Source organism: Gilliamella intestini (assembly GCF_900094935.1).
GTDB classification, from domain to species: domain Bacteria; phylum Pseudomonadota; class Gammaproteobacteria; order Enterobacterales; family Orbaceae; genus Gilliamella; species Gilliamella intestini.
Window position 1 is genome coordinate 18,035 of sequence record NZ_FMBA01000028.1, and the last position, 12,790, is coordinate 30,824.

Annotated in this window: 12 protein-coding genes; 8 read left to right on the top strand and 4 right to left on the bottom strand. The window is 36.1% G+C overall.

Features of this window, described 5'->3' with window-relative positions; translation table 11 throughout:
* The first annotated feature begins 163 nt into the window (after window positions 1-163).
* The 5 genes from folE to ispH all read left to right on the top strand — a co-directional run bounded on the left by folE (window position 164) and on the right by ispH (window position 6,258).
* Window positions 164-823 carry a GTP cyclohydrolase I FolE gene (gene folE / locus GA0061080_RS08200; protein ID WP_091123926.1) on the top strand — a complete coding sequence of 220 codons (660 nt, stop codon included), beginning with the start codon at window positions 164-166 and terminating at the stop codon, window positions 821-823.
* Between the two features lie 122 nt (window positions 824-945).
* Entirely contained in the window at window positions 946-1,884 is a 939-nt protein-coding gene (gene ribF, locus GA0061080_RS08205; RefSeq protein ID WP_065636582.1) for a bifunctional riboflavin kinase/FAD synthetase, read from the top strand.
* A 37-nt stretch (window positions 1,885-1,921) separates the two neighbouring features.
* The gene (ileS, locus tag GA0061080_RS08210; RefSeq protein ID WP_091123929.1) at window positions 1,922-4,729 is read left to right on the top strand and encodes an isoleucine--tRNA ligase; all 2,808 of its coding nucleotides are present in this window, start codon (window positions 1,922-1,924) and stop codon (window positions 4,727-4,729) included.
* A gap of 106 nt (window positions 4,730-4,835) precedes the next feature.
* The gene (gene lspA, locus GA0061080_RS08215; RefSeq protein WP_065636580.1) at window positions 4,836-5,309 is read left to right on the top strand and encodes a signal peptidase II; all 474 of its coding nucleotides are present in this window, start codon (window positions 4,836-4,838) and stop codon (window positions 5,307-5,309) included.
* Window position 5,310: 1 nt separating this feature from the next.
* Complete coding sequence (gene ispH / locus GA0061080_RS08220; protein WP_091123932.1) at window positions 5,311-6,258, top strand: 4-hydroxy-3-methylbut-2-enyl diphosphate reductase; 948 nt, start codon at window positions 5,311-5,313, stop codon at window positions 6,256-6,258.
* Between the two features lies 1 nt (window position 6,259).
* Here ispH and GA0061080_RS08225 read toward each other — a convergent pair whose 3' ends face one another.
* Window positions 6,260-6,514: a YfhL family 4Fe-4S dicluster ferredoxin gene (locus GA0061080_RS08225; protein ID WP_091123934.1), complete on the bottom strand. Its 255-nt coding sequence runs from the start codon at window positions 6,512-6,514 to the stop codon at window positions 6,260-6,262.
* 268 nt (window positions 6,515-6,782) lie between these two features.
* Here GA0061080_RS08225 and GA0061080_RS08230 point away from each other — a divergent pair, with 268 nt between their 5' ends.
* Both GA0061080_RS08230 and GA0061080_RS08235 read left to right on the top strand, forming a co-directional pair.
* Window positions 6,783-7,973, top strand: a complete 1,191-nt coding sequence (locus GA0061080_RS08230; protein ID WP_091123937.1) for an efflux RND transporter periplasmic adaptor subunit — start codon at window positions 6,783-6,785, stop codon at window positions 7,971-7,973.
* 1 nt (window position 7,974) lies between these two features.
* Window positions 7,975-9,942 (top strand): MacB family efflux pump subunit, encoded by a 1,968-nt coding sequence (locus GA0061080_RS08235; protein WP_091123940.1) that lies wholly within the window; start codon window positions 7,975-7,977, stop codon window positions 9,940-9,942.
* 111 nt (window positions 9,943-10,053) lie between these two features.
* On the opposite strand, the gene GA0061080_RS08240 is transcribed toward GA0061080_RS08235, so the two are convergent.
* Complete coding sequence (locus GA0061080_RS08240) at window positions 10,054-10,779, bottom strand: DsbA family protein (RefSeq protein WP_091123944.1); 726 nt, start codon at window positions 10,777-10,779, stop codon at window positions 10,054-10,056.
* A 14-nt stretch (window positions 10,780-10,793) separates the two neighbouring features.
* Window positions 10,794-11,063, bottom strand: coding sequence for a YihD family protein (locus tag GA0061080_RS08245; protein WP_034911797.1), 270 nt, complete (start codon window positions 11,061-11,063; stop codon window positions 10,794-10,796).
* Between the two features lie 145 nt (window positions 11,064-11,208).
* On the opposite strand from GA0061080_RS08245, the gene mobA reads away from it, so the two are divergent.
* On the top strand, window positions 11,209-11,796 hold the full coding sequence (mobA, locus tag GA0061080_RS08250) for a molybdenum cofactor guanylyltransferase MobA (protein WP_091123947.1): 588 nt from the start codon (window positions 11,209-11,211) through the stop codon (window positions 11,794-11,796).
* Between the two features lie 621 nt (window positions 11,797-12,417).
* Here mobA and GA0061080_RS12775 read toward each other — a convergent pair.
* Window positions 12,418-12,790: hypothetical protein (locus GA0061080_RS12775; protein WP_209435779.1), on the bottom strand; the 373-nt coding region annotated here is incomplete at its 5' end.

A 12,790-nucleotide genomic window follows, 5' to 3' on the forward strand; every position in this document is an offset into this window, starting at 1 on the left:
CTTAATTAGCCATAATATTCTTATCATCACTAATAATATAGTGTAAAGAAGTTTCAGGTTACTAGTTACTATCTGTTTCAATATAAAACCACAAGCAAAAAACTGTATATTGCCTTATAACTGTTATATAATATTTCATCAATTTTCGTCCGAGTATTTGATAATGACAGAATTAAGTCTTGCTGCGCAAAAAGTTAAAGAAGCACTCGCTGCTAAAAACCTTGAAACGCCATCCTGCCGTTTAACCATGGATAATTGTGAGCGTAAAAACAAAATTGAAGCACATTTTCGTGAAATAATGAAACTCATGGAACTTGACTTAACTGATGACAGCTTAGCTGAAACTCCTCATCGAGTATCAAAAATGTATGTTGATGAAATATTTTCTGGTCTTTATTATGAAAATTTTCCAAAAATCACATTAATCGAAAATAAAATGCAAGTAGACGAAATGATAACCGTTCGCGACATTACTTTAACCAGTGTTTGTGAGCATCATTTTGTCACTATCGATGGCAAAGCAACGGTTTCTTATATTCCTAAAGATAAAGTGATTGGGTTATCTAAAATCAATCGTATTGTAGAATTCTTTTCACAACGACCGCAAGTACAAGAAAGGTTAACTCAGCAAATTTTAGTTGCTCTACAAACTTTACTTGGAACCGTTAATGTTGCCGTTTCAATTGATGCAACTCATTATTGCGTAAAAGCAAGAGGCATTAAAGACTCAAGCAGTATGACAACAACAACAGCCTTGGGCGGTGGATTTAAAACGAACCCAAGCACAAGGCAAGAGTTTTTACGCGCTTTAAACCATTATTAATTATTTGATATTAGCTATCACAAAAACAAAATATTCAACGAAAAAAGCTGTTTTATATTACGTGCATCTTCAAGAAAGATTGGTATAATTCTTGGCTATTTAGTATAAATAACATTGTTTTCATGAAGATTATCCGCGGTATAGCAAATTTTAAAAATCAGTTTTCTCAATGTGTTTTAACATTAGGGAATTTTGATGGCGTGCATTTAGGGCATCAACAACTGATTAACCATCTAATTAAGCAAGGTAAAAACTTAAATTTACCAACGGTGGTAATGCTATTTGAACCGCAACCATTAGAGTTTTTTACCCCTAATAATGCACCATCACGACTAACGTCATTTCAAGAAAAAGTCATTTTTATTGAAAAGTTAGGTATCGACTACATTATTGTAATTCCGTTTACCCAAACTTTTGCCAATATGCCTGCTGATAGTTTTATCCAAGATTGGTTAATTAACAAATTGCAAGCTAAATATATTGTTATTGGCGACGATTTTCGATTTGGATTTAAACGGCAAGGAGATATTAATTTACTACAGCAATACGCGCACAATAACCGCTTTTCCGTTGAAAGTATGCCGACATATGTTTGGAATAACTTACGAATTAGCAGCACCGCTGTACGTCAAGCTCTATTAAATAACGACTTTAAATTAGCGCATTGCCTTTTAGGACGAAATTATACAATTCAGGGACGAGTAATACATGGTAATGCTTTAGCAAGACAGTTGGGATTTCCAACTGCTAACATCCATTTACATCGCAAAAAACCGGCATTACAAGGTGTCTATTTTGTTAAAGTTAAAAATATCTGTAATAATCAGCATTATCATGGTATTGCCAACATAGGTATAAGACCAACGATTCATGGAAAAACAGCAATTTTAGAAGTGAATCTATTTGACTTTTCAGGCGATATTTATGGACAATATTTAGACGTGAATTTTGTACAAAAATTGCGTGACGAGAAAAAATTTGATTCATTAGCCGATTTGAAACAACAAATTGCACGAGACGTTTGCACTGCGAAAAAGATCAGTGCACAATTAACTAATTAAAAAGTAGTATCAACAAAATTAACTGGAATAAATCAGCATGACAGACTATAAAAACACATTGAATTTACCGGAAACTGGATTCCCGATGCGAGGTGATCTTGCTAAACGTGAACCAGCTATGTTGCAAAACTGGTACGATAAAGAACTTTATCAAAAGATCCGACAAGTAAAAAAAGGCAAAAAAGCTTTTATTTTGCATGATGGTCCTCCTTATGCAAACGGAAAACTTCATATAGGTCATGCAGTTAATAAAATAATCAAAGATATTATTATCAAATCAAAAAGCTTAAGTGGCTATGATTCCCCGTATATTCCAGGATGGGATTGTCATGGCTTACCGATTGAACAAAAAGTCGAAGAGCAAGTTGGAAAACCAGGTGTAAAAGTAACACCTGCTGAGTTTCGTCAAATTTGCCGCGATTATGCCGCTTCACAAGTTGAACTACAAAAAGCTGATTTTATTCGCATGGGTGTGCTTGGTGATTGGCAAAACCCTTACCTTACAATGAATTACGATACCGAAGCCAATATTATTCGTGCTTTAGGTAAAGTAATTAAAAATGGTCACTTAGTTAAAGGCGCTAAACCTGTCTATTGGTGTACCGATTGTATGTCATCATTAGCCGAAGCCGAAGTAGAATATTATGATAAATCATCGCCAGCCATTGATGTAAAATTTAAAGCGGTTGATAATCAAGCCGTAGCAAACAAATTTGGCATCACAACAAACTTAACTATTTATGCCGTTATTTGGACAACAACCCCTTGGACATTACCTGCTAGCCGAGGGATTGCTTTAAATGCTGAATTTGAATATCAATTAGTTCAAATCAATGATAAAGAGTGCTTAATTTTAGCTGCTGATTTAGTTGAAGCTGTGATGAAACGCGCAAATATCAGTGATTGGAAAATCTTAGGTAGTTGCCAAGGTGATGCACTTGAATTATTACGCTTCAAACACCCATTCCTTGATTTTGATGAACCTATTGTATTTGGCGATCACGTCACAATTGATGCGGGTACTGGCGCAGTGCACACCGCACCAGGCCATGGTACAGAAGACTTTATGGTAGGTCAAAAATATGGTCTAGAAGTGGCAAATCCTGTTGGTGGTAATGGTTGCTACTTACCGGGAACTGGCGCAGGGTTAGATGGTCTATTTGTATTCAAAGCCAATAAAGTGGTAGTTGAAATATTAAAAGAACACAATGCATTATTACATTTTGAAAATATTGAACACAGTTACCCATGCTGTTGGCGACATAAAACACCGGTGATTTACCGTGCAACACCACAATGGTTTATCAGCATGGATAAACAAGGTTTAAGGGCGCAATCATTAAAAGAGATTAAGCAAGTTCGTTGGATTCCTGATTGGGGACAAGCACGCATTGAAACCATGGTGGCTAATCGCCCTGATTGGTGTATTTCTCGCCAACGTACATGGGGTGTACCTATGACGTTGTTTGTTCACAAAGAGACCGAAGAACTTCATCCAGATACACTAGCATTAGTTGAAAAAGTCGCACAGCTAGTTGAAAAAGATGGCATTCAAGCTTGGTGGGATGCTGATATTAAAGATCTTTTAGGTCCTGATGCTGATGATTATCGTAAAGTACCTGATACGTTAGATGTTTGGTTTGATTCAGGATCAACATTCTCTTCTGTTGTGCGTGCACGCCCTGAATTTGAAGGACATGATGCAGAACTTTATTTAGAAGGTTCAGATCAACATCGTGGTTGGTTTATGTCTTCATTAATGTTATCAACAGCAATTGATAATAAAGCCCCTTATAAACAAGTATTAACACATGGTTTTGTGGTTGACGGTCAAGGACGTAAAATGTCTAAGTCACTAGGTAATATTGTGACACCACAAGAAGTGATGAACAAACTTGGGGCGGATATTTTACGCCTATGGATTGCATCTACCGATTATTCAGGCGAAATGAGTTATTCGGAAGAAATTATCAAACGGGCTGCCGATAGTTATCGCCGTATTCGTAATACCGCACGTTTTTTACTGGCGAATTTAAATGGATTTGATCCTGCTAAAGATATGGTAAAACCAGAAGATATGGTTGTTCTTGATCGCTGGGCAGTTAGTATGGCAAAAGAAGCACAAGAACAAATTATTCATGCTTATGAAAATTATGATTTTCATAAAGTCGTACAACGTATTATGCAATTTTGCTCAATCGAAATGGGATCATTCTATTTAGATATCATTAAAGATCGTCAATACACAGCAAAAAGCGATAGTATCGCACGTCACAGTTGCCAAACTGCGTTATACCATATTGCACAGGCATTAGTTCGTTGGATTGCACCTGTTTTATCATTTACTGCTGATGAAATTTGGCAATATCTACCTAGCTTACAAAAATCAGAATTTGTGTTTGAAGACGAGTGGTATAACTCACTATTTACATTATCAGATAGCGAAGCATTAAATAGTGAATATTGGGCGCAAATTTTGGCGATTCGTAGTGAAGTAAATAAAGTCCTAGAACAAGGTCGTAACGATAAAGTAATTGGTGGAGCGCTTGAAGCAGCAGTTACGCTTTATGCTGATGAAGCGATTGCTAGCGCCTTAACTAAGTTAGAAAACGAATTACGTTTTGTTTTACTCACCTCGCAAGCGAGCGTAAAACCGTTACAAACAGCACCAGCAAATGCCGTGCAAAGTGATATTCAGGGTCTTAAAATTGAATTAGTTAAAGCGCAAGGTGATAAATGTCCTCGTTGTTGGCATTATACAACAGACAATGAACCAACAACGCATTTATGTAAACGTTGTGAACAAAACATTCACGGTAATGGTGAAGTTAGACATTTTGCATAATAAAAATCAAAACAGATAATAGCGCTAAGATTTAGCGCTATAAAAAATATCCCCATTTTCCGCCGGCAATTTGTCGGCGGAAATATAATAATGAGCACGAACTTATATGAAAAAAGATCATGGACTTTACTGGTTACTATTAGCAATGGTTGTATTTATTATAGATATTGCAAGTAAGTTTTGGATTATAAATAACTTCTTTCTATTTGAATCAGTAAACCTTTTACCTTTCTTCTCAATTACTTATGTGCGTAATATTGGCGCAGCTTTTAGTATTTTTGAAGGTCAACGTACAATGCTTGCCATTCTTGCCTTGGTTATCTGTGCAGTAATTGTGCATATGTTATACCGCAGTACTCGCCAACAAAAATTAGAGAATTTTTCTTTATCACTAATTCTTGGTGGTGCATTAGGAAATTTATTTGACCGTCTTTACCATGGATTTGTTATTGATTTCCTTGATGTTAATTTTGGTGATTGGCATTATCCAACCTTTAATATCGCTGACTGTGCCATTTGTGTAGGTATTGGATTATTTATTTTATGTAGTTATAAAAAACCGAAGAAGGTAGCGGCATAGTATGCAGATTATTTTGGCCAATCCTCGTGGTTTTTGTGCGGGTGTTGATCGTGCTATTACCATTGTTGAACGCGCATTAGAACTTTTTGGTGCGCCCGTTTATGTACGTCATGAAGTTGTTCATAATCGCTACGTTGTCAATCGATTAAAAGAATTAGGGGCAATTTTTATTGAAGATATAAGTGAAGTCCCTGACAATACTATTTTAATCTTTTCTGCTCACGGTGTATCAAAAGCAGTTCGAGAAGAAGCAAAGCAACGTCAGTTGCGTGTTTTTGATGCAACTTGCCCATTAGTTACCAAAGTACATATGGAAGTCGCTCGCTCAAGTTATCGTGGTGAAGAAGTCATTTTAATTGGTCATGCAGGGCATATCGAAGTTGATGGCACTATGGGACAATATAACAACCCTGAAGGTGGTATCTATTTAGTTGAATCGATTGATGATGTACAAAAACTACAAATAAAAAACGAAAATCACCTTTGCTTTACTACTCAAACCACGTTATCAGTAGATGATACAGCCGAAATTATTGACGCTTTAAAAGCACGATTTCCCCATATTCGTAGCCCTCGCAAAAATGACATCTGTTACGCCACAACTAATCGTCAGCAAGCAGTAAAACAATTATCAGCACAAGCCGATGTGGTATTAGTGGTAGGATCTAAAAACTCATCAAATTCTAATCGATTAGCTGAACTAGCAAGGCGCAACAGCAAAGAAGCATACTTGATTGATTTTGCTTCAGACATTGATCATAATTGGTTAACTCATGCTCGAACAATAGGCGTTACAGCAGGTGCTTCTGCTCCGGATATTTTAGTGCAAGAAGTGATCGAACATTTAAAAAATTTAGGTTGCACCTCGTTAATCGAAACAGACGGTATTTTAGAAAACATTACTTTTGAAATTCCAAAAGAATTACGTATTGAAGTTAAATCCAACTAAGCTAAGAGGAGCTTTTAAGTAATTCAAATTTTGCCAGTAGCTGATCTGGTGTTTCAATATGCTCGGGATCAGCAATAATTGCATTTTGAATAGGGCAGACTCGTTGACAAGTCGAATGCTCATAATAACCCACACATTCGGTACATTTATTGGGATCGATCTCATAAGTGTCAAACCCCATTGAAATAGCCTGATTTGGGCACTCTGGTTCACACATATCACAATTAATACATTTATTGGTTATTTTTAACGCCATTATCTTATTATCTTTATCAACTACAAAAAATTTGTGACATTATAGCGCAATCGACAATAAATCCGAACTAGGATCCTATTATTGCTTGTTAAGCAACACAATTATTCGTAAAAATTTTGAGTAAACTGGCTTTTTGGCATAAAAGTGATAACGTATGTGAGTTAGATTTTCATAACCATTACAGTTTATTAAGAATAATTATCAATAACATTTAGTTTATTACGATAGAATGTTAAAATAACAATAAGAACATAAAAAGGTGAAAACATTGTTAAAATTGATAAAAATTAAATATCTAGTTATAGCCACCATTATTTTTGCAATTATTTATATTGCATACTTAATCACATCTAATTCAAAACCAGCAGTAAATTATATTATAGCGCCTGTAACTAAAAGTAATATAGAAAAAACGGTACTTGCTGATGGCACAATTAATGCATTTAAACAAGTGAGTGTTGGTGCTCAGGTTTCTGGTCAGATCAAAAAACTGTATGTTGAGTTGGGCGACGAAGTAAAACAAGGTGATATGATTGCCGAAATTGATGATCTAAAACAAAGCAATGATTTAAAACAATCAGAAGCTTCTCTCAATAGTTTAGAAGCACAACGTGAAGCCAAAAAAGCCAGATTGATTAATTATCAATTAACTTATGATCGTCAACGAAAACTAGTCAATAAAGGGGCTGGTGCTCAATCCGACCTAGATGCGGCAAAAGCCGAACTCGATGCAATCAAAGCCGATATAGCAGCACTTGATGCTGACATTGTGAAAGCACAAGTTGCTGTAGATACGGCAAAAGTTAACTTAGGGTATACCAAAATTCGTTCACCGATTGATGGTGTCATTGTTGCTATACCCGTAAATCAAGGACAAACGGTTAACTCTGTTCAAAGTGCACCAACGATTGTCAAAGTCGCGCAGCTCGACAAAATGACCATTGAAGCACAGATTTCTGAAGCCGATGTTGTTGACGTTAAAAAAGGCATGCCGGTTTATTTTACTATTTTAGGCCAACCTAATAGGCGTTTTGAGGGGTTAACGCTACGAGCAATAGAACCCGCTCCTGAGTCAATCAACACAGAGACAAACTCTATATCAAGCTCATCAACAACCAAAAGTGCGATTTATTACAATGGACTATTTGATGTAGACAATCCAGATCATGTGTTAAGAATTTCAATGACAGCACAAGTTTATATCGTTTTATCTGAAGCAAAAAATGTACTAACCATTCCTTCTCAAGCCATTCAAAAAAAATTAGGCAATAATAAAGCTATCGTTTATCTATTAAATCAATCTAAAGAAATAGAAGAGCGCGAAGTCACTCTAGGTATCGATAATAATGTCAATGTTGAAGTAAAATCAGGAGTAAAGGAAGGTGATACTATTGTCGTTAGTAGCACTAATGGTGCTTTAATCGGTAATAATGTAAGAGCACCAAGGGTTCGATTCTAATATGACAAATAATATACCTCTTATCAAACTTGAAAATATTGTTCGAGAGTTTCCAGCTGGTGACTCAACCATACAAGTTCTTAAAAACATCAACCTGACAATTAATGCCGGCGAAATGGTGGCGATTATTGGCGCATCAGGATCGGGTAAATCCACTTTGATGAATATTTTAGGCTGTTTAGATAAACCGACCTCAGGCACTTATTCCATTGGAGGACGCACAACAAGTGAATTATCACCTGATGAGTTAGCTCAGTTACGCCGAGAGCATTTTGGTTTTATCTTTCAACGTTACCATTTATTAAATGCACTAACTGCACAAGGAAACGTTGAAATCCCTGCCATTTATGCGGGTGTCACTAATGAACAACGACAAAAAAGAGCAAGCGAAATACTAGGTCGTTTAGGACTTGCTGATAAAATTCATAATAAACCGAACCAATTATCAGGAGGACAACAGCAACGAGTTAGCATTGGCCGTGCTTTAATTAATGGCGGACAAATCATCTTAGCTGATGAGCCAACAGGCGCGCTCGATCACAAAAGTGGTTTAGAAGTCATGGCAATATTACGAGAATTGCATCAGCAAGGTCACACAATTATTATTGTCACGCATGATTCAAATATTGCTAAAAGTGCTGAGCGAATTGTTGAAATTAGTGATGGAAAAATTATTTCTGATTCAATTAATCCTAATTACCAAACTGAGCAAGATGCTAATCGCCAAGCAAAACAAATCAAAACAACAAAAACTCAAGATAACTTGTTAGCAAAATACTACCGTTTTCGTGATGCGTTTAAAATGGCGATGTTATCGATGCTTTCACAGCGATTACGAACGATCTTAACAATGTTAGGAATTATTATTGGTATTGCATCGGTCGTGTCAGTTGTTGCATTAGGACAAGGCACTAAACAAAAAATCCTATCTAACATCAATTCATTAGGAACTAGCACGCTAGAAATCTATGCAGGTTCGGGCTTTGGCGATCGTAATGCTGACAAAATTACCACATTACGCTCATCAGATGCCGACTTTCTAGCGCAACAAAGTTTTGTACACAGCACTACACCGAATCTTGCAACCAGTGTTTATTTCCGAATTAATAACCTAGCAGTAACTGGAACAGTAAATGGTGTAGGGGAGCAATTTTTTGCGGTTCGTGGTTATACCATTTCGCAAGGAAAATCTTTTGATGAAACAAGTATTATTACTTCAGCACAAGATGCGGTAATTGATGAAAATACCGTTAAACGACTATTTGCAAATCAAAACCCCATTGGAAAAATTTTAATGGTTGGACAACTGCCTGTAAGAATTATTGGTGTTGCAACAAAGCAACAACAAGGGTTTGGCAGCAATGAAAGCCTAAATATTTGGTTACCTTATACCACCGTAATTAACCGCATGGTAGGTCAAACCTCGTTAAAAAGCATCACAGTACGAGTAAAAGATAATATCGATTTAACCATTGCCGAACAAGCAATTAATCAAATTATGCTTAAACGCCATGGTACAAAAGATTTCTTCATCTTTAACTCAGACAATATACGAGAAACAATTAACTCATCAGCTTGGGTCATGACATTATTGGTTTCGGCTATTGCGCTAATTTCACTTATTGTTGGGGGGATTGGTGTAATGAACATTATGCTAGTATCAGTCACCGAAAGAACGCGCGAAATTGGCGTACGCATGGCTGTTGGCGCACGCTCAAGCGACATATTACAACAATTCTTGATTGAAGCGGTATTAGTGTGTTTAATCGGTGGCACAATAGGTATTTTACTTTCGTTTGCCATCGGGTTTATTTTTAATACCGTTGTTACATCATTTGCGATGAGTTTTTCAGCAATATCAATTATTGCAGCATTTAGCTTCTCAAGCATAATCGGTATTATTTTTGGCTATTTCCCTGCCAGACGCGCAGCTAGACTTGATCCCATTTATGCGTTAGAACGAGAATAACCACCAAAATCCTAACTATAATAAAAAAATCCCTTTGCATCATTATATTGAACAAAGGGATTTAAATGTCAAAACGAAACAATTAACTTATTCTGATTATCGCTAATAGCACTATTTTTTATCAGAATTTGTTTTTTTAACGATTTTTGCGTTAGGATCTAAACCTGCTACAAATGCAGTCACTCGTGCATAATCATTAATAAACGCATCTTCACTAGCCATATCAAGCCCATTTGGCACAATATAAAACTTACGATTAACGATAACAGTAGGAATAGATTCTGGTTTCATCTCTTTAATTGCTTCAGCTTGCTGTACCATAAACGCTTTAACTAAAAAACCATCTTTTGTTTTGTCAAAATCTTCACCGCTAACACCTAATTTTTCAAAAACAGCTTTGATATCATCAGCCTTTTTTATTATTTTATCTTTTTGAATGGCATTATAAAGTGCACCAGAAGCTTTATCTTCAATACCAAGCACATTCGCCACAGCCCATGCTTGCGCAAGCTCTTTCGCTAATGGCCCAAAGCTCTCTAAATGGTAGCGCTTAAATTTAACATCTTTTGGTAGAGCCTTACCAATAGCTTGCGGACCTTGATTTTGAACTTCAAATCTAAAACAGCTAGGACAATTAAACGAAAAGAACTCAATAACTTCTTTATCAGGTGATGGATTAGTTGGCAACACAATATATTGTTTATCTAATTCAATCGGAGCTTGTGTATTTGCTGTAGCAGCTTGTGATGCTTCAGCTTTAGTTGTTGTTTTTCCTTCATCTGCAAAACAACTTACAGAAGAAAGTAAGACGCTCATTGCAATAAGTGTTTTTTTCATATTAATGGTTCTCCTTATTCTTTTATAATCCCACGAGCTTTTAACAATGCGGTTTTAAAATCTTCTTCATAATCTTTTTTTAGACCTGGAATAACATCATTCTTATCCGAACCTCGCATTTTTAAATGATAAATTAAAACTTCATCACTCAAATCTTTTAATTCACCTTCAAAACCAGCCTCTTGACCTAATTTAGCTAAAAATTGTAATAAATTAAGATCAGAATCGCCTTCCCATGCGGGTTGCAATAATTCCATTACTTCATCAATACGATGACATTTCATAATTGTTACCTTTAGTAAATCTTCAAATCTTTCGAAGATAATGATAATTAAGCAATCATAAATAAATGATACGCTACGACTTGCAATAACTTTGCTATATAGTAATGTTATTTTGTTTTTTCGCAACGTAAAAGAGAAATAATTTATGGAAAAACCCTCTATTACTGCAATCATTCTAGCTGGCGGTAAAAGTACCCGCATGAATGGCAACGACAAAGGACTGTTATTATTACATCAAAAACCACTTTATCAACATGTCATTGATTGCATCAAACCTCACGTCGATGCAATTATGGTTAATTGCAATCGTCACACTGAACAATACCAAATAGCTGGTTATCCGGTATTTAGTGATGACCTAGCAGGATTTTGTGGACCATTATCCGGTATTTATAGTGGTTTATTGCGCAGTAAAACCGATTGGAATTTATTTATCAGTTGTGACACACCCTTTTTGCCGGATGATTTAATTGACCGTTTAGCTGTTTATACAGCAAATAACAGCGCTATTTATCCATATGATGGACAACACCATCATCCAACTATCTTACTTATTCATAAAAAAAATACGCCACAACTACAAGCTTATTTAGAGCAAGGCGGACGCAAACTAATGCTGTTTTTAGAACAAATCAGCGCTAAATCAGTTGATTTTAGTGATAAAGCAGTTTGTTTTAGCAATATCAACACACAACAGGAGCTTAATATGTTTAACCACAAAGAAGATGAATAATGATTTGTTTTTTAAAGATATTTACGTATTTTACGGAAGTTTGGCGAGTTTGTGGCGCGTCTGACAAATTTGTCTGGAACAAATTTGAACACCTGAGCACAGCGAAGATGGCCTCGTAGAGGCGAGTATCAGGATGATACGAGTAATGTGCCATAGGCCACATTCTATTAGCCAAAGCGTGGGATTGCAAAGGGAATTCGCTTTGCTCAGTACCTATCACACTTTTTGATTTTTAAATCCCCAAACGGTATACACTCCTGAATATTTTTTACAAAATAACTAGCAAAATAAACCAATAAACAGCCCACTTTTTAAGTTGTAAAAAACAGCGAATTGTCCTCGTTATGATTAAAATAATCCATCATAAATGCACCTGTGTTTTTTGAATTATTTATATAATTTAAATAGTTAAATAATTTAATATCGATTGATGACACGCTATTTCAATTAAAGTACCTATCACGCTTTCCGGTTTTTAAATGCCCAAACGGTATACACTCCTGAATATTTTTTACAAAAATAACCAGTAAAATAGACAAATAAACAGCCCCACTTGATGTGGGGCTGCTGTTTTTTATTGCTTGGCTAGCTTTTTATAACTTAAAAATTAATAACTAAAAGCTAAGGGGTTATGCAAAGAACATTAGCATTGGGAAACCAATTAGCGTGGATGACTTCGCCGCTGCTCGCGCTGACAGTGAAAACAGGTTTAACTCTTAAACCTGTAGCGTCAGCTGTCCAGTAGTTGTAGTGTATGAAGTTGGAACCAACATAGAGGTCTAGGGCACCCTTTTCCTCCACGTGGCCCCACTCAGCAAAAAATCCTGCGCCTATTTGACGTTGGCTACTCCGATGTCCTGACGATGGCTTGCCACCATCTATACCATTTACACATGGAAAACTCCAGTTTGCACCACATTTCGCATTGGTTAAATCCCTTATCCATGGTATGCGATACCCCAAACCATTACACCATGCTACCGTCTGAGCCCGG